The 15116-nt window shown below is 67.0% G+C and carries 22 protein-coding genes and 1 riboswitch; of the genes, 3 read left to right on the forward strand and 19 right to left on the reverse strand.

Annotated features, from left to right (window positions below):
- Positions 1-43: 43 nt before the first annotated feature.
- The 3 genes from IEY14_RS09595 to IEY14_RS09605 all read right to left on the reverse strand — a co-directional run bounded on the left by IEY14_RS09595 (position 44) and on the right by IEY14_RS09605 (position 3208).
- Complete coding sequence (locus IEY14_RS09595) at positions 44-646, reverse strand: hypothetical protein (protein ID WP_244519575.1); 603 nt, start codon at positions 644-646, stop codon at positions 44-46.
- A 200-nt stretch (positions 647-846) separates the two neighbouring features.
- Entirely contained in the window at positions 847-1284 is a 438-nt protein-coding gene (locus tag IEY14_RS09600) for an EamA family transporter (protein WP_061934890.1), read from the reverse strand.
- A 79-nt stretch (positions 1285-1363) separates the two neighbouring features.
- On the reverse strand, positions 1364-3208 hold the full coding sequence (locus tag IEY14_RS09605) for a DUF190 domain-containing protein (RefSeq protein WP_061934893.1): 1845 nt from the start codon (positions 3206-3208) through the stop codon (positions 1364-1366).
- 88 nt (positions 3209-3296) lie between these two features.
- A riboswitch (Fluoride riboswitch) is annotated at positions 3297-3371 on the reverse strand.
- Between the two features lie 244 nt (positions 3372-3615).
- On the opposite strand from IEY14_RS09605, the gene IEY14_RS09610 reads away from it, so the two are divergent.
- Together IEY14_RS09610 and IEY14_RS09615 are read left to right on the forward strand one after the other, a co-directional pair.
- On the forward strand, positions 3616-4677 hold the full coding sequence (locus IEY14_RS09610) for a molybdopterin-dependent oxidoreductase (RefSeq protein WP_061934975.1): 1062 nt from the start codon (positions 3616-3618) through the stop codon (positions 4675-4677).
- Positions 4678-4789: 112 nt separating this feature from the next.
- Positions 4790-4972: a hypothetical protein gene (locus IEY14_RS09615; RefSeq protein ID WP_139183988.1), complete on the forward strand. Its 183-nt coding sequence runs from the start codon at positions 4790-4792 to the stop codon at positions 4970-4972.
- Between the two features lie 26 nt (positions 4973-4998).
- Here IEY14_RS09615 and IEY14_RS09620 read toward each other — a convergent pair whose 3' ends face one another.
- Positions 4999-6381: a YncE family protein gene (locus IEY14_RS09620; protein ID WP_061934897.1), complete on the reverse strand. Its 1383-nt coding sequence runs from the start codon at positions 6379-6381 to the stop codon at positions 4999-5001.
- Positions 6378-6782, reverse strand: a complete 405-nt coding sequence (locus tag IEY14_RS09625) for a DUF305 domain-containing protein (protein ID WP_090672828.1) — start codon at positions 6780-6782, stop codon at positions 6378-6380. The genes IEY14_RS09620 and IEY14_RS09625 overlap by 4 nt, the downstream gene beginning before the upstream one ends.
- A 195-nt stretch (positions 6783-6977) precedes the next feature.
- Here IEY14_RS09625 and IEY14_RS09630 point away from each other — a divergent pair, with 195 nt between their 5' ends.
- Complete coding sequence (locus IEY14_RS09630; protein ID WP_061934901.1) at positions 6978-8129, forward strand: TDT family transporter; 1152 nt, start codon at positions 6978-6980, stop codon at positions 8127-8129.
- Between the two features lie 25 nt (positions 8130-8154).
- Here the strand turns inward: IEY14_RS09630 and IEY14_RS09635 are convergent, their stop codons facing one another.
- The 14 genes from IEY14_RS09635 to IEY14_RS09700 form a co-directional block, all read right to left on the reverse strand.
- Positions 8155-8820: a uracil-DNA glycosylase family protein gene (locus IEY14_RS09635; protein WP_061934903.1), complete on the reverse strand. Its 666-nt coding sequence runs from the start codon at positions 8818-8820 to the stop codon at positions 8155-8157.
- The gene (locus IEY14_RS09640; protein ID WP_061934905.1) at positions 8817-9710 is read right to left on the reverse strand and encodes a LysR family transcriptional regulator; all 894 of its coding nucleotides are present in this window, start codon (positions 9708-9710) and stop codon (positions 8817-8819) included. Before IEY14_RS09640 ends, IEY14_RS09635 begins: the two co-directional genes overlap by 4 nt.
- Positions 9707-10516 (reverse strand): anti-sigma factor family protein, encoded by an 810-nt coding sequence (locus IEY14_RS09645; RefSeq protein ID WP_061934907.1) that lies wholly within the window; start codon positions 10514-10516, stop codon positions 9707-9709. Before IEY14_RS09645 ends, IEY14_RS09640 begins: the two co-directional genes overlap by 4 nt.
- On the reverse strand, positions 10513-11028 hold the full coding sequence (locus IEY14_RS09650) for an RNA polymerase sigma factor (RefSeq protein ID WP_055851749.1): 516 nt from the start codon (positions 11026-11028) through the stop codon (positions 10513-10515). Before IEY14_RS09650 ends, IEY14_RS09645 begins: the two co-directional genes overlap by 4 nt.
- 3 nt (positions 11029-11031) lie before the next feature.
- A complete protein-coding gene (locus IEY14_RS09655; RefSeq protein ID WP_061934909.1) occupies positions 11032-11448 on the reverse strand; it encodes a nuclear transport factor 2 family protein in 417 nt (138 codons plus the stop codon).
- A gap of 176 nt (positions 11449-11624) precedes the next feature.
- On the reverse strand, positions 11625-12026 hold the full coding sequence (locus IEY14_RS09660) for a hypothetical protein (protein WP_188907980.1): 402 nt from the start codon (positions 12024-12026) through the stop codon (positions 11625-11627).
- 24 nt (positions 12027-12050) lie between these two features.
- On the reverse strand, positions 12051-12281 hold the full coding sequence (locus IEY14_RS09665) for a hypothetical protein (protein ID WP_188907981.1): 231 nt from the start codon (positions 12279-12281) through the stop codon (positions 12051-12053).
- A 106-nt stretch (positions 12282-12387) separates the two neighbouring features.
- Positions 12388-12534 (reverse strand): hypothetical protein, encoded by a 147-nt coding sequence (locus IEY14_RS09670; RefSeq protein WP_188907982.1) that lies wholly within the window; start codon positions 12532-12534, stop codon positions 12388-12390.
- Positions 12531-12920, reverse strand: a complete 390-nt coding sequence (locus IEY14_RS09675) for a hypothetical protein (protein ID WP_188907983.1) — start codon at positions 12918-12920, stop codon at positions 12531-12533. Before IEY14_RS09675 ends, IEY14_RS09670 begins: the two co-directional genes overlap by 4 nt.
- Positions 12920-13822, reverse strand: coding sequence for a metallophosphoesterase (locus IEY14_RS09680; RefSeq protein ID WP_188907984.1), 903 nt, complete (start codon positions 13820-13822; stop codon positions 12920-12922). The genes IEY14_RS09675 and IEY14_RS09680 overlap by 1 nt, the downstream gene beginning before the upstream one ends.
- Before the next feature lie 219 nt (positions 13823-14041).
- Positions 14042-14554, reverse strand: a complete 513-nt coding sequence (locus tag IEY14_RS09685) for a metallophosphoesterase (RefSeq protein WP_188907985.1) — start codon at positions 14552-14554, stop codon at positions 14042-14044.
- Entirely contained in the window at positions 14551-14736 is a 186-nt protein-coding gene (locus tag IEY14_RS09690) for a hypothetical protein (protein ID WP_188907986.1), read from the reverse strand. Before IEY14_RS09690 ends, IEY14_RS09685 begins: the two co-directional genes overlap by 4 nt.
- Complete coding sequence (locus IEY14_RS09695) at positions 14733-14915, reverse strand: hypothetical protein (RefSeq protein WP_188907987.1); 183 nt, start codon at positions 14913-14915, stop codon at positions 14733-14735. Before IEY14_RS09695 ends, IEY14_RS09690 begins: the two co-directional genes overlap by 4 nt.
- A complete protein-coding gene (locus tag IEY14_RS09700) occupies positions 14912-15103 on the reverse strand; it encodes a hypothetical protein (RefSeq protein WP_188907988.1) in 192 nt (63 codons plus the stop codon). The genes IEY14_RS09695 and IEY14_RS09700 overlap by 4 nt, the downstream gene beginning before the upstream one ends.
- Positions 15104-15116 lie beyond the last annotated feature (13 nt).

Consider the following 15116-nt stretch of genomic DNA (forward strand, 5'->3'; position numbering starts at 1 on the left):
GACACCAGCGGAGAGGGCATTGCCTCTACGGCCGATGTGAGGACTAGGCAGGGTCGTCCTCGACGGCAGCGGTCGATCCGACGGCGGAACCGCCGCCCCCGCCCATGCCACCCCCTGCGCTGCCACCTCCGCCACCGCCGCGCGCGCCATCACCCCTCTCCCGATCTCCTTTGCTCCGTCCGCCCGAACCCGACGGGTGGGCCGGACCTTGCCGCGGCAGGACAAGACCGACCGGGACCGGATCGAGATCGAGCGCTTCACGGATGAAGTCGCGCAGCGATGCCACGAGCCTGTGCGTATGGGCGGGGCGCCCGGCAACCAACTCGCGGGCCGCCTTCTCGGCGAGCCTGACATGCTCTTCCGTCCCGAGCAGGATGATGTCGGCGAGCGAAGCCTCCACCGCGTCCCGGATCCGACGTCCGCGGTCCCATGCTGTCGGGTCCACGATAACGACGTCGGCCGTTCCGGCACCCATGGCTTCTCCTGCTGAAGCGCTCTGGCGCATCAAGTCGCAGAGATGCCGGGGATCGACCGTCAGGGTACCCGTGAAGGATCCTCCGAGCACCTTGTAGGCCGCAATCAGGGTGCGCAGGCGCTCGTTGATCTGGCGGTTCAGGCGCTCGCGCTTCTGCTGAACCGTCAGCATGACCAGCAGTCGGATGCCGACACCGACGAGCGTGACAAGCGCCAGACCGAGGAGAGAGACGAACAGGCCCTGCCGAACAAGAGGTCGACGTTGCGCAAGGAATTCTCCTGTCAGCTTTCTGGTGCAATGCACGAACGGCTGACGAGACGTTTATGGGCCGGCTCAGGCACAATCTTTTGGTCGCCAGGGCATTCATCCGTTCACCCTCGATAGGCAACGAGGATCGCTCCCGCGGCTATGAAGGCAACGCCCAACCAGTTCGGCGCGGACAGTCGCTCGCCGAGGAAGACGACGCCGAACACCGCGACAAGGACGACGCTCAGCTTGTCGATCGGCGCGACCCGGGCGGCGTCGCCGAGCTTCAGGGCACGGAAGTAGCAGAGCCAGGATCCTCCCGTCGCGATCCCCGAGAGCACCAGGAACAGGTACGTTCGCCCCGAGATGGATCCCGGCGACTGGAACTGGCCCGTCATCGCGAGGATCGCGCCGAGCACGATAAGGATGACGACTGTCCGGATGAAGGTGGCGAAGTCGGAGTTGACGTTCTCGATCCCGATCTTCGCGAAGATCGCCGTGAGGGCCGCGAAGGCCGCGGACGAGAGTGCCCAGAACTGCCAGGAGGCGACGGCGAACTTCATCGGGATTGCTCCATTTTGAGAGGCGACAGCGGCGGAGGTGGTTGCCGCCGGTCGCGTCCGGGAATGCCAGTGGACTTCGTCATCCGATCTGCGGAATGGGGCCGGCTGCCCCATCTTCTGCGACGGTGGTCTCCTCAAGGGACTCGTCACCCTCTCCGACCGTCCAGTGCTCGATGTGCTTGAACACGATCACCTTGTCGCGGAGGAGCGAGCCATGCTCGCGGCAGAAGGTCTCGAGCACCGGACGGTGCCCGACCAGTTCGACACACATCGTCAGCTCCGGATTGGAATACTCCCCGCTCGGCTCCTGCGCGACGCCGTGGTTGCTGTAGCCGTAGTGGGTGTGGTGGGCGATGGCGTTCATGATCCCGGCCTTCTTGGCGAGGAGCACGAGCTCGCGGTAGAGGGGCTTGCCGCCCCACAACGCGAACCGCCCCGACCCCGACGCCTTGTCGCCGGGCTTCAAGTAGATCCGGAGCATCCCGATGTCGCTCGGGCTGAGGTGGTGCGAATGGGTCATGTCGGTTCCTGTCGAGGGAGTGAAGGAGAGTGGTTCGGCAACCCGGGCTGCCCGACGGCGGCCAGGCAGGGAGAAGTCGGGCGTCGGCCTGCCGATGGTGCGCACCTCCCGCAGCGAGACGTCGGGCGGCAGGAAGCCGTGGTCGATCTTCGGCACGCCGACGCGCTGGGATAGGTAGATGCCGGAGTGGCCGCTGAAGACGTAGGCGAGGAAACAGGCCGTCGCGATGTAGACGGCGTTCTCCGCGCCGAAGAGCTCGATGCCCATGATGGTGCAGGCGATCGGCGTGTTCGAGGCGCCGGCGAAGACGGCGACGAAGCCGATCCCGGCGAAGAGGTCGACGGGCGCGCCGATCGCATGGCCGATCGCGCTGCCGAGGCCGGCTCCGATGAAGAAGAGCGGGGTGACCTCGCCGCCCTTGAAGCCGCAGCCCAGCGTCACGACGGTGAAGAGCAGCTTCCACGCCCAGGCCCACTCGTTGGACCGGGCAGGATCGAAGAAGCCGGAGATCGTCGCGTCCGCCGGGTTGGGGGACCAGACGCCGAGGCCAAGATACTCGCGGGTCCCGAGGACGTAGACGAGACCGATGAGGAGGAGGCCGCCGAGGACGGGACGCAAGGGGGCGAAGGGCAGGATGCGCTTCACGAGGCCCTGCACGGCGTGGAGGCTCTCGGCGAAGAACTGGCTGACGAGGCCGAAGGCGACGCCCGCCAGCGCGACCTGGGCGAATAGGAGGATGTCAAGCCTGAAGCCTTGCATCCCGTCCCCGAAGCCAATGAGGAAGTGGGTGTGCTCGATGCCCCATTGCAAGCAGACCCAGTCGCCGACGACGGCCGCGACGAGGCAGGGCACCAATGCCTCGTACTGGATGCGACCGACCGTCAGGACCTCAAGCGCGAAGATCGCGCCGGCGATTGGTGTTCCGAAGACCGCGCCGAAGCCTGCGGCGATGCCGGCCATGAGGAGGAGGCGGACCTCCTTCTGTCCCAGCCGCATCGCCTTGCCGAAGGCGGACGCAAGGCTGCCGCCGAGCTGGACCGCCGTCCCCTCGCGTCCCGCCGATCCGCCGAAGAGGTGGGTGACCACCGTTGAGACCAGGATCAGCGGCGCCATGCGCAAGGGCACGCCGCCGCCCGGCTCGTGGATCTGTTCGACGATCAGGTTGTTGCCGCCCTCGGCCGACCGACCGAACCAATGGTAGGCAAGGCCAACGGCGAGACCGGCGACGGGAAGCCAGTAGAAGAGGTCGGGGGTCTCGAACCTTGCTTTGGTGGCGACGTCGAGAGCCCAAAGGAACAGGGCGCAGGCCGAGCCGACGGCAGCGGCCATCGGCAGGACGAGCAGCACCCACTTGGCGAGGACGATCGCCTGGAGGGTTCGGGTGGCAAGGGCATTCGGCGGCATGATCTGGCTCCGGTGCGGGCGGAGCGATCAGGCAGTCTGCATCGGGTGGGATGCGGGCCGGACATCACTACTCGCCCGCCATGTTGCGGGTGGAGTAGGAGTCATCAGCCCATCGGAAGGCGGTTCGGCACGAGGCCCGGCAGAATCCATTGCCGTCCCGGACGTCTACGCGATCGTCGCGAGCGCTGTCAACTAGGGTTTCATGTGCCGTCGGACACGCCTTCAGGGAACTGGTGATCGAAGGGAATGTTGCTCTGTTTCATGCAACTTACTGCCTTGGAGATGTCACGATGCCCACAAGACGGACCGTGCTCCAAGGAGCGAGTTGCCTCTTGGTGACTCATACGACATGGTCCACTTTGGCTGCTTCGGCGGCCACCGCTGCACCGACCGAGCCCGCCAGCGACCTGCTCGTCCACAGCAAGCTTCCTTTGAACGCCGAGACGCCGATCGCCAAGCTCCGGTCCTCCTTCGTCACGCCCCAGGCCGATTTCTACATCCGCGACCACGGCACCGTGCCGAAGATCGACGAGACGGGCTACAGGCTGAAGATCGGCGGCAAGGTGGAGACGCCCGTCGAACTGTCGCTTTCGGATCTCAAGTCACGCTTCCCCGAGCGGAATGTCATGGCCGTCATGCAGTGCGCCGGCAACCGCCGGGCAGACATGGTCGATGTCGGGTATGTCGAGGGTGACCTCTGGGGCCCCGGCGCGATCGGCAATGCGGAATGGACCGGCGTCTCGCTAGCTGACGTCCTCAGCGCCGCAGGCGCCGAAGACGGCACAGGGCTCCATGTGGCGTTCTTCGCGCATGACGAGGTCGTCATGAAGGATGATCGTTTCGACTACGGCGTCTCGATCCCGCTCGAGAAGGCGATGACCCCGGATGTTCTCCTCGCCTGGGCCATGAACGGCGAGCCCTTGATGGCCGAGCACGGCTTTCCCCTACGCGTCGTGGTGCCCGGCTACGCCGGAACTCGCAGCCCCAAATGGTTGGCCTCGATCATGGTGCAGGACGAAGAGGCCGATACCCCGATCCAGCGAAAGGAGTATCGGCTCTTTCCTCCGACGACGACGAAGGAGTCGGCCGACAAGGATCCGAACGTCGTCATCAACGACATGCCCTCGAACGCTGCGATCTGCATTCCGGCTGCCGGGGCGACGTTGAAGCCGGGAACGACGAAGATTGAGGGCTACGCGATCGGGACGCAAAATGGCGTCGCCAAGGTCGAGGTCTCCTACGATGGTGGCGAGATTTGGCACGAGGCTACTATCGACAAGCAGGCTGATACCCAGTGGGCGTGGATCTTCTGGTCTGTCGTCCTCGACCTACCGACCGGACAGCACCAGCTCGCCGTCCGTTCCTTCGACGGTGTCGGCGGTTCGCAACCCGACGACATCGCGAAGATCTGGAACTGGAAGGGTTATCTCGCCTATTCGTGGCATCGCGTCTCGATCAGAGTCGGCTGAGGCTTCGCAAAGGGACGAAGGCCGCGAACGCGTCCGATCGGCTAGCGCACCAACACGTCCGATCGTTTCTGCGGTTGGTCGATGATGCGAGCAGATGAAAGGCGGGATTGCCATGAGCAAGCAGCATGGACCGGAAGATACAGACGAGCTGGAGATGGAAGAGCTGGCCCAAATCGAAGATGGGCCATCGAGCGCCAGAGATGTGTCGAAGGCTCGCGACTCAGGTCTTTCATGGGTTCTCATCGCAGGTGCGTTGCTGGCCGTCTGCGTCGTCCTGTGGAGCACGCTTGGCTAGCAACGCAACTCTGGACCCAGCCGTCTCTAGCGGCTGGTGAGGACCGGGCTGGCCGTACCCTTCAGACCCTCGACCACGACCAGCCGCGGCTCCTTGCCCGCCGCCGGCTCCCCCGGGGCGCCGATCGTGCGCACCGGGCCGATGCTGGAGGCCATGCCGGCGCCCTTGTCGTTGGTCTTCAGCACCACGACGGGCTCGTCCTGCCCTTCGAAGAACACGCCGTATTCGGTCACCGGCTTCAGCTTGGCGAGGCTGACGTCGATCGCGTCAACGAGGCCGAGATTGCGCGAGACGACCATGCCGGAACCGTCCGCGCCCTCGGGCGCCTTCAGCGATAGCGTCAGGTTCTCTGGACCCGCCTTCAACGGCACAAGGTTTTCGGTGCCCGCGCCCACGGGAACCGCGCCTGGCACGAAGACGAGGGCCTGCGGGGCCTGTCCGGTCGGGATCTCGGCCACGACCTTCTGCTCGGCCGTGTCGATCACGTCGACCTTGTCGCCGTTCTCGAGCCCGACGAAGATCCGGCTGCCGTCCTCCGAACCCCAGATGCCGTGTGGCAGCGCCCCGACCGAAATCGTTGCAACGAGCTGCGTCTTCTCGCCGGGCTTGTAGACCTTCACGACGTTCTCGCCGCCGATCGTGACGTAGACCAGCGTCTCGCCGTCCACCGTTCCGAAGCCGAGATGGTTGGAGATCGGCCCGCTGTCGATCACCTCCTTCACCTCGAGCGTCTTGGCATCGACGCGCGTGACCTTGCCGACGTCCTTGTGCGTCAGCCAGACGTTGCTGCCGTCAGGGCTCACCTGTACGAAGGGCACGAAGGGCGAGATGACCGGGATCCGCTTCACCAGCGCATGGCTCGCGACGTCGAAGACCTCGAGCACCGGGTTGAACGAGTTGGCGACGAAGGCGAGCTTGCCGTCGCGCGAGAACTTGGTCATGCCGGGGCCGCTTGTCGTCGGGATGCGGCCCGTCTCCTTGAAGGTCGTGGCATCGATCACCGAGAGGTAGTCCTCTCCGCGCACCGTCGCCCAGACTTCCCTCCCGTCCGGCGTGAAGAAGGCCTCGTGCGGGTTGCGCCCGACATAGGTCGTGCCCTTCACGGCATTGGTCGCCGTGTCGATGAAGGTGACGGAGTTCGTCACCGTCGAGACGACGACGAGCGTCTTGTGGTCCGGCGAAAATCCTAGGCCGTGGACGTTGACCTCGCCCTTGTAGAGGGGGCTCAGAACGTCCGGCCGCGGATTGCCGAGCCGGATCTGGCCCAGCAGCTTGTTGGCGACGGGGTCGATGACCGAGACCGTGTTGGAGTTCTGGTCGGCGGTGTAGACGCGGTCTGAGGCGGCGGGCAGCGCGAAGGCCGACGTCGAGACGAGGAGCGCGGCGGCGAGAATGGCGGTGCGGGTCATGGGGTTGTCTCCGGAACGGGCTTTGGTTTGTCGGCAGATGCGGCGAGCATCGAGCGCATCAGCGTAATCTCGTAGGTCTGTTCGGTGATGATGGACTGCGCGAGGTTGCGGATCGCCGGGTCCTCGGTCGAGCCGAGGACGGCCTTGGCCATGTCGATCGCGCCCTGGTGATGCGGGATCATCTGGGACAGGAAGTCGTGCTCGGGATCGCCGGTCACCGGGGCCGACATCATACCGGCGTGCATCCTCTCCATCGCCTCGGCGGTCGCTTCGGCATAGTGTGAGCCGTCGGGTGTGGCCGGCACCATCGCCGAGTGCTGATGAGCGGGCGCGTCCTGCGCCTCTGCCGAGGAGAGTGACGCCCCGGCGAAGGCCAAGGTCAGGAAAAGCGTCTTCAGCATGGAATCACAGGGTCCTCGAAGTACGGGTTCGACAAGAAGACGCGTGCGGATGCCTTTCATTCCCGTGGCAGCAACATTTATTCGGGGCGAGGCGCCTGAAGCATCCATCGCCCCCATCGATCGGAATGACCAAAACAACGCGTTGGATCGAACGATTGCAGTGGCGCATGGTTCGGACAGGATAAGGACCCGCCAATGACCTTCGAACAGATGCGTGCCGTCACCCTTGGCCTCCAACCGCTGTCGCGCCTCGACAGCCCTCGCGAGGTCGTGCGCCAGTTCACCCCGAACTGGTTCGCCGCCACGATGGGTACCGGGATCCTCGCGATTGCGCTGTCGCAGTTCCAGGCTGACGTGCCGATGCTGCATCCGGTGGCCGAGGGCCTCTGGATGTTCAACATCGCGCTCTTCGCGCTCTTCGCTGGGCTCTACGCTGCCCGCTGGATCTTCTTCTTCGACGGGGCCAAGCGCATCTTCGGCCATTCCGTCGTGTCGATGTTCTTCGGCTGCATCCCGATGGGCCTCGCCACCATCGTCAACGGCTTCCTGATCTTTGGCCTGCCGCGCTACGGCGAAGTGGCGGTCGGGATCGCAGAGACGCTCTGGTGGATCGACGTCGCGATGGCGGCGGCCTGCGGGGTCGCCATTCCCTTCATGATGTTCACGCGCCAGAGCCACACGATCGACCAGATGACCGCGGTCTGGCTCCTGCCGGTGGTCGCGGCCGAAGTCGCCGCCGTCTCCGGGGGACTGCTCGCGCCGCATCTCGTCGACCCGCATTCCCAGCTCGTGGTGTTGACCCTCTCCTATGCGCTCTGGGCGCTGTCGGTGCCGATCGCGCTCAGCATCCTCGTCGTGCTCCTCCTGCGCATGGCCGTCCACAAGCTGCCGCACGCCAACATGGCGGCGTCGAGCTGGCTGGCGCTCGGGCCGATCGGCACTGGCGCGCTCGGGCTCATGACGCTGGGCGGCGCGGCGCCCGCGATCCTTTCCGCCAACGGGCTGGAGCGCTTCGGCGCCTTCGCGGAAGGGCTCGGCCTCTTCGGCGGGCTGCTGCTCTGGGGCTACGGGCTCTGGTGGCTGGCGATGGCCGTGCTCGTGACGCTGCGCTACCTGCGCGACGGCCTTCCCTTCAACATCGGCTGGTGGGGCTACACGTTCCCCCTTGGTGTCTATGCCGTGGCCACGCTGAAGCTCGGCACCCTCCTGCCGCTCGCTGCCATCCACGTCTTCGGCGCGGTGCTCGTTGCGGTGCTGGCGGTGCTTTGGGTGATCGTCGGAACGAGGACGGTGCGCGGTGCCTGGAGGGGCGATCTCTTCGTCTCGCCCTGCCTCAAGGCCGATTGAGAGAAGTAGGGGCAACCACTGGCGGTCAGTCGTCGAGGAAGGCGGTGACGCCGGCCCGGAACCGGATGGCGCCGCCCTGGGCGGGGTGGCGCACGTAGGTGGCGGGGATACCGAGCCCGTCCGCCGCACGCTGCGCCATCCGGCCGATGCAGAGGATTCGGCGCGGCGCGAAGATCGCGACGATCATCTCCAGCACCTTCCGATGTTCGGCGATCTCGGTCCGCGTCGGCGTCCGGTTGCGCAAGGGCAGAACGCCGCGATGGGGATGGAAGAGCACCGCGTTCCAGAACAACGGCAGCGGGTCGGGCACCGCGTTCCAGATCTCCCGGGAGGTTCCAGACTCCAGTGTCGGCAGGGTCCCGCGGGTCGCCCGCGCTAGCGGCGGATCGAGGCCGAGCCGCTGCGACAGGTCGGCGAGACGCCCGTCACCCGTGAACGGCACGCCTGTCCGACGCGCTCCAAAGCGCGAGGGTGCTTCGCCGAGCCAGAGGTCACGGACGTCGCGATTCGCCATAGCGGCGAGATAGCGCCCGAGATTGCGACGGCGAGTTACCGGCGCGTCCGCGCCCTCGATCTCCGCGTCGAACCCGGCATACGGGTTGAACAGGTTGGCCTTGCCGGGCAGCGCCGAGAGACGCTCGACGATCGCGTCGACTGAATGTCGTCTGGACGTGGTCGATCCATCGATCACGCCCGCGGAACCTCGATCGTCGGCAGCTCGGCCAGAAAGGCGGCGACGGCGCGGCTCGGGTGACGGTCCCTTGCCAGCACCGAATGGAACCCGCGCGACGGCAGGTCGAAGGGCAGCGCCACCAGCTTCCCCGTGCGAAGGCCGGCATCCGCAACCACTGCGGGGAGGATCCCGACGCCGGCGCCCGCCTCGATCGCCGCGCGCACGGCCTCGTTCGAGGGCAGTTCGAGTTCGACCGAAAACGCGGTGGGATCGACACCGAAGGCTTCGAGCGCGCTTTCAAGGATCGCGCGGGTGCCCGAGCCCCGTTCGCGAAGCACCCAGCGCGCCGACACGAGATCTCCGGTTGCGACGGGAAAGCCGGAGCCCACGCGCATGGATGCCGCGACCAGAATCAGCCGGTCGTCGGCGACGCGTTGCGTTCCCAGCCTGGCATCGCCGAGTTCGTCCTCCACGAAGCCGAGATCGGCCGTGCCATCCAGCACCGCCTCGGCCGTGCGCGCCGTGTTGGCGATGCTCAGCCGAAGTTCGATGCCGGGATGGCGGGCCTTGAAGCCCGCGAGCACCGGCGGCAGCCAGTGGTTCGCCACCGTCTGGCTTGCGACGATGCGGAGACGACCCCGCTTCAGTCCGGCAAGTTCGGAAAGCATGAGGCCGGCATCCTCGGCCCGCGCAAGCACCGCGCGGGCCTCGGGCAAAAACAGGCGACCCGCCTCGGTGAGTTCGATCCTCCGCCCCACGCGGTCGAACAGCCGGACGTCGTGGCGCTCCTCCAGTGCGGCTATGGCGGCGCTCGTCGCCGACTGCGTTAGGTTCAGCGACTTCGCCGCCTCCGTCACGTGCTCGCGTTCGGCAACGGCAACGAAGATGCGAAGCTGATCGAGCGTCACAGCGTACCGCCTGAGAGGCCCGGGGCGGGGCGGTTCAGGCTGTCGTAGACGGCCGTCGCCACCTGCATCAGCCGTTCGCGCGGCGCCTCGGCCGACACGACGTAGCCAAGGCCGGCGTCGCGCCAGAAGAAGGCTGAGATGCCGTTCTCCTCGACGAACTGGAACGACGTCTCGTCCTTCTCGTCGGTCTTGATGAACAGCGTCAGCCGCGTGCCCTGGTCGTCGTCGTACATCAGCATCGCAGCGGGACCCGCGCCCGCAGGCAGGAGGCGCCCGCCCATTAGCCGATAGCCGAGCCCCGTCAGGTCCGGAGCCGACAGCCGCGTTCCCAGCCGCTTCGATAGCCATTGCAGGAGATGCGCCTCCTCGTCGGCCCGCACTTCGACGGGATGGACCACCTCGACCACGAAGGTGCGATGCGCCGCGATCGCCTCGTCGGCCATGACCGCCACACGAGCCATCTGCGGCGGCACGCGCAGGACGTCGTTCGCCAGCCACCCGCCGGCGCTACCGAGGATCAGCCAGCCCATGACGGCCGCGATGCGCAGACGTGTGGCCGCGAAGCGACCGCGACGGGCCTCGCGGATGTTTGCCATGCGCAACCGCGCGGGAATCGGCTCCTCGGCCTTGAAGGCAAGCCGTTCGCGCAGTGCCCGGGCGATCTCGCGGTCGCGAGCGAGGGCCGCGGCGATCTCCGGTCGCTCCGTGAGATAGGCTTCGACTACGGGCAGCCGCTCGGCCTCGAGCCGTCCGTCCACATAGGCTTGCAGGTCGTCCTCGCCGACGGGCGTGTCCCTGCGCCTCATTTGACTCTCCTCAAGGGCGCGCGGATCCCGGTCTCCAGGATGGCGCGCAGCTTCTCGCGCGCCCGCGACAGGCGCGACATGACCGTGCCGACCGGCAGCCCGATCACCCGCGCCGCCTCGTCGTAGCTCATGTCTTCGACGCCGACGAGAAGGAGGACGGTGCGGTGCTCTTCACTCAGCGCATCGAGCCCCGCGAGAACGTCGCGGAGCCCGGCGCGACCGTCCTGGTCGCCATCCACCGCCGGCGGCGAGGCCATCTCGTCGAGCGCCACGTGGGGCCCACGCCGCTTGTGCTGGCGCAGGCCCGAGAGGTGGAGGTTGCGCAGGATGGCGAACAGCCAGGCGCGCAGGTCGCCGTCGGGCCGGCGTAGGTGCCAGCGCCCGACGGCACGCTCCAGGCAGTCCTGGACGAGATCGTCGGCGGCGTCGCCATCGCGCACCAGCGCATAGGCATAGCGCCTCAGGCCCGGAATGAGCGGTTCGATCCGCGCCGCGATCTCGTCGGTCGACATGCTTTACTTCGCCAGCGTTGGGTCGATCTGCCAGATCTCGTCGGTGAGCTTGCCGTCCCGGAACATCATGACGTAGCGCACCGGGATCTTGTTGTCGTTGGCGAAGACGACATCGGCGACGACGGTGGCGCCCTTCGGGTTCATGCTCTCGCGCATCTCGACGACGGTGGCCTTGAGGCCGGTCTGCGCCTTGGCGAACTTTGCCCAGGTCGCGGCGATCTCGGGGCCCGTGTAGGTGCCATCGAGCGGACCGCCGACCCAGTGAAGCGTTGCGGACGGGGCATAGGCGGCGGTGACCGCGGCGCTATCGCCCTTGGTGATCGCTTCGATATGCGCCTTCGCCATGTCGCCGGCGGGACCCGCAAGCGCGGTCGAAGCCCCGGCGGAAAGAATGGCGATGGCTGCAAGGAGGGTCTTCATGGCTCGGTGTCCTTCGGTTCGGCCGCGATTGGCCAACGGAAGACGTCCGGGAACGGCGCTTATTCCCAAAGGATTGAAAATTAGAGACGAGCAGGTTCAGTTCGGCGTCCAGACGGAACGTCCGCTAACGGCGCAAGCTGAAAAGGCACCAAAGGGCTTCGTTGGGTCGATAGCAGTCACTCGTCGCCGTACGCCTCATAGATGCGCTTCGGTGCCACGCCCGGGCACGCTTCCCACGACGACGACCACGACACCCGACCCGGCTCAAGGTCGAAAATCCCGAAGGGCCGGCCCTTCCATTCCCCGACCGCGATCCCGGACACGACGCCGGCCGGACCCATCACCGCGCTGCCCAGCTCCGCCGTCGTCGTGAACGAGCATGCCGGCACGGCGTCGAGGACGGTCGGGTCGGTCGCGGTCCAGCGGATCGTCCAGCCGCCGGAACGAGGGACGATGTCGAGCTCGCAGACGAGGTCGCCGCACTCGGCGGAATAGCGGCCGCTGTATCGGTCGGGCTCTGCGTGCGCGGCGATCGGCGTGGTCGAGACGAGCAGGAGGGTGGCGAGGGCGATGCGCATGCGGGGTCTCCTGGGGTTGAGGTGTCAGTCTTCGTCGCGGCGCCGTGTGGCCTCGACGAGATCGTCGGTGCTTCGGCCAAATTCGGCGAGTGCCTCGGCTTCGACGGCCAGACGCCCGAGTTCGGCGGCCGCCGCCTCGGCCGCGGCGAGGCGCACGCGTCGAATCTGCACGCCCGACAGCCCCATGCGATCGCGGAGATCGTCGAGGCGCAGGTCGCCGTCGAGCCAGGCGCCTATGAGGTCGGCGTCCGTCATGCGTCGCCTCGGGCGGCCGATTCGATCGCGGCGATATCGTCCGGCGAAAGCCCATGATTCTCGAGCGCGAAGTCGATGAGTTCGTCGTCCGTCATGGTCGCGGCCATCAAGAGATCGCGGTGTGCGCGTTCCTGGCGAGCGGCGCCGTCTCGTCGACGAGGGTGCAGCCGAGACGGCGGGCGTGGCGGAGGACGTTAGAAGCGGATTCGCCGGCGAGCCAGAGACGGAGGACTTCACGGTCGAGGAGTGTCATGCGTCGCTCCTGGTGAAGGGGATGCCGAGACGGCCGGCGAGGGCTGGTAGGTCGCCGGGCGGGACGTCGAGGATCTCGGCCGCCATCCGCGACGAGGTACCGCCGGCGGACCAAAGCTCGAGGACGGCGCGGTCGATGTCGAAGGGGACGGGGTCGAAGGTCATCTCGATCCACGTCTGTCGGTGGTCCTCCCGACGAAGCGCGGCCTTGGCGGCGTTCCAGAGCTCGGGCGGGACCGCCTCCGGCCACGCGACCGGCTGCGGGCGCATGCGGTGGTGAACGAGCGCGACGTCGACGTACCCGACGCCGTGTCGCGACGCGATCTCCGTGAACGGGCGGACGGCGGCGAGGTCGGCCTCGACGAGGCGGCGGGTCTCGTCGTCCATCAGCCCGGCTCGCGGCCGAACGGCCACTGGAAATCGTTCGGACGATCGATGGCGATGTCGAGGTTCGCCCCGGTCGCGAGCGGACGGTGGTCGTCGGTGTCGATGACCAGTGCGGGATCGAACGCCGGGTTCTCGATCTCGGCGGGGCGGAAGCGGCCGGCGGCGGCGCGGACGTAGCCGCGGGGGTTGGCGAGGATTCGCGTGCCGGCGAGCTGGTAGTCGCGGCGTTCATGAATGTGACCGTGCAGCCAGAAGTCGGGGTTGTAGCGGCGGACCAACGGCTCGAGGTTCGACGCGTAGCTCGCATCGAGGGGCTCCGTGCAGCGCCCGCCGAGGAGGCTGCGGCCGCTCGGGGCGTGGTGCGTCATGACGATCGTCGCGCCCGCGAAGGGGATCGTCAGGCGCGCCTCGATGAAGGCTCGGTAGCGCTGGTGCTCCTCGGCGAGCATCCATGTGCGCAGGCGGCGCTGGTAGGAATTCGTGCGGATCATCCGCAAATCGTTCATGTACTTCGTGGATTCGACGTGCGCGGTGTAGGCGTCCGAGTAGATCTCATAGTCCGTCCAGAGCGTACCGCCGAGGATGCGGCAGCCGTTCAGGACGATCTCGTCGCCGTCGAGGAGGTGGATGCCCTGCTCGGAGCCCAGCCGATCGCGAAAACGCCCGATCTCCGTGTCGAGGGACGAGCGCCAATAGTCGTGGTTGCCGGCGCACAGGACGATGGGCAAGCCCGTACGGTCGCGCTGGCGCATGAGCCAACGGAGGCCGCGGCGGCTGAGGCGGCCCGCGATGTCGCCAACGCAGAGGATCGCGTCGGCGGCGAGACCGGCGGGGATGTCGTAGCTGGCGCCGCTCGCGGAGCTATAGTCGTCGTGGATGTCGGATAGGAGGTGGAATCGCATCTCCGTTGCTTCCCTAGCGGTGTCCCACGATGCGGCAGGGGCCGCGGCGGGTACGTGTCTCTTGTAGCATGCGAATGGTCGACGGCGGGTGGACGAGATAGGTCCAATTCGAGTTGTCGGCCGATTTCCTTCGCTGCCTCGGCCTCGCGGCGCTTCCGGACACGATCGTCGAGGACGCCGAGGAGATACGCGGCCGCCGGACCCCAGTCGCGCACTGGGTCATTCATTCTGGGCGTCCCCGATGCGGGCGAGGACCTCGGGCAGCGTGACGGGACGGTAGCCCCACGCATCGACCCCGACGTCGCACGACCGCCCGACGCCGGCGCGGCGCCCGTGTACGTGGCCGAAGAGGTGGACCGACTGCCGGAAATACGCCTTCCACTCCAGGAGCGGGTAGTGGCACAAAATCACGCGGACGCCATCGACTGCGATCTCGCGGAGGTCCGAGACCGACTGCCAATCCATGCCCGTGCAGATCGTCAGGCTGTCGTGATTGCCCGCGATCAGGTGCTTGCGGCCGTTCAAGCGGTCGAAGACGTGGCCGGCCTCGGCGGCGCTCGCCTTGTACGCGAAGTCGCCGAGGTGCCAGACCTCGTCGTCTGGCGCGACGACGGCGTTCCAGTTGGAGATCAGGACCTCGCGCATCTCGGCGACGCCTTCGAAGGGGCGCTTGTTCATATGGATGACGTTCGCGTGCCCGAAATGGGTATCGGCAGTGAACCAGGTCGTCATGCGGCACCTCCACGGAGAGCGTCGAGGAGGCGCTCGACATAGCCTGGCGACAGCTCGCGCAGGCCGGCGGCGACGGCGATCGGGACGGACTCCTCGCGGCGGAGACCGTAGACGCGCTCGGCCTCTAGCAGGTCCTCGGCGACGTGCTGCGGCAGGATGGCTTCGACGTGCATGGTGGTCATCGACGACCCAACTCCTTGTATGCTTCCTCTCTGACGTACCGAGACATCTGCATGAACCAGCGGATCGCCGCCTCGACCACCTCGTCGTCGGTCCGCTTGTCCTCGCCGCTCATGAGGAGGACGTAGCCGGCGACGACGAGGGGCAGGTCGAATGTCGCCCGGACGTCGCCGTCGATCATGACCGGCTCCGGCGATGGCGCTCGACGAGCATTCCTAGCGCGCATTGTCCGAGCCGATGGCGCTCGTCGGCGTCGAGCATGCTGAAGACCGAGACCGCGAGGTGCACGATCTCGAGGTCCGGGACACCCTCCGTCTCCTCGATCGAGCGGAGGCGGGCGGCGACGTCGGGCGGGAACGCGATGACCATTGTGTCCGCCCCT

It is taken from the genome of Aureimonas endophytica (assembly GCF_014642635.1).
GTDB lineage: Bacteria > Pseudomonadota > Alphaproteobacteria > Rhizobiales > Rhizobiaceae > Plantimonas > Plantimonas endophytica.

What these genes read in the sequence shown, in the direction of transcription:
- IEY14_RS09595 (WP_244519575.1), bottom strand. Translation starts at nt 646, where the DNA reads ATGCTGACGGTTCAGCAGAAGCGCGAGCGCCTGAACCGCCAGATCAAC.
- IEY14_RS09600 (WP_061934890.1), bottom strand. Translation starts at nt 1,284, where the DNA reads ATGAAGTTCGCCGTCGCCTCCTGGCAGTTCTGGGCACTCTCGTCCGCG.
- IEY14_RS09605 (WP_061934893.1), bottom strand. Translation starts at nt 3,208, where the DNA reads ATGCCGCCGAATGCCCTTGCCACCCGAACCCTCCAGGCGATCGTCCTC.
- IEY14_RS09615 (WP_139183988.1), top strand. Translation starts at nt 4,790, where the DNA reads ATGAGCAAGCAGCATGGACCGGAAGATACAGACGAGCTGGAGATGGAA.
- IEY14_RS09620 (WP_061934897.1), bottom strand. Translation starts at nt 6,381, where the DNA reads ATGACCCGCACCGCCATTCTCGCCGCCGCGCTCCTCGTCTCGACGTCG.
- IEY14_RS09625 (WP_090672828.1), bottom strand. Translation starts at nt 6,782, where the DNA reads ATGCTGAAGACGCTTTTCCTGACCTTGGCCTTCGCCGGGGCGTCACTC.
- IEY14_RS09630 (WP_061934901.1), top strand. Translation starts at nt 6,978, where the DNA reads ATGACCTTCGAACAGATGCGTGCCGTCACCCTTGGCCTCCAACCGCTG.
- IEY14_RS09645 (WP_061934907.1), bottom strand. Translation starts at nt 10,516, where the DNA reads ATGAGGCGCAGGGACACGCCCGTCGGCGAGGACGACCTGCAAGCCTAT.
- IEY14_RS09650 (WP_055851749.1), bottom strand. Translation starts at nt 11,028, where the DNA reads ATGTCGACCGACGAGATCGCGGCGCGGATCGAACCGCTCATTCCGGGC.
- IEY14_RS09655 (WP_061934909.1), bottom strand. Translation starts at nt 11,448, where the DNA reads ATGAAGACCCTCCTTGCAGCCATCGCCATTCTTTCCGCCGGGGCTTCG.
- IEY14_RS09660 (WP_188907980.1), bottom strand. Translation starts at nt 12,026, where the DNA reads ATGCGCATCGCCCTCGCCACCCTCCTGCTCGTCTCGACCACGCCGATC.
- IEY14_RS09665 (WP_188907981.1), bottom strand. Translation starts at nt 12,281, where the DNA reads ATGACGGACGCCGACCTCATAGGCGCCTGGCTCGACGGCGACCTGCGC.
- IEY14_RS09670 (WP_188907982.1), bottom strand. Translation starts at nt 12,534, where the DNA reads ATGACACTCCTCGACCGTGAAGTCCTCCGTCTCTGGCTCGCCGGCGAA.
- IEY14_RS09675 (WP_188907983.1), bottom strand. Translation starts at nt 12,920, where the DNA reads ATGGACGACGAGACCCGCCGCCTCGTCGAGGCCGACCTCGCCGCCGTC.
- IEY14_RS09680 (WP_188907984.1), bottom strand. Translation starts at nt 13,822, where the DNA reads ATGCGATTCCACCTCCTATCCGACATCCACGACGACTATAGCTCCGCG.
- IEY14_RS09685 (WP_188907985.1), bottom strand. Translation starts at nt 14,554, where the DNA reads ATGACGACCTGGTTCACTGCCGATACCCATTTCGGGCACGCGAACGTC.
- IEY14_RS09690 (WP_188907986.1), bottom strand. Translation starts at nt 14,736, where the DNA reads ATGACCACCATGCACGTCGAAGCCATCCTGCCGCAGCACGTCGCCGAG.
- IEY14_RS09695 (WP_188907987.1), bottom strand. Translation starts at nt 14,915, where the DNA reads ATGATCGACGGCGACGTCCGGGCGACATTCGACCTGCCCCTCGTCGTC.
- IEY14_RS09700 (WP_188907988.1), bottom strand. Translation starts at nt 15,103, where the DNA reads ATGGTCATCGCGTTCCCGCCCGACGTCGCCGCCCGCCTCCGCTCGATC.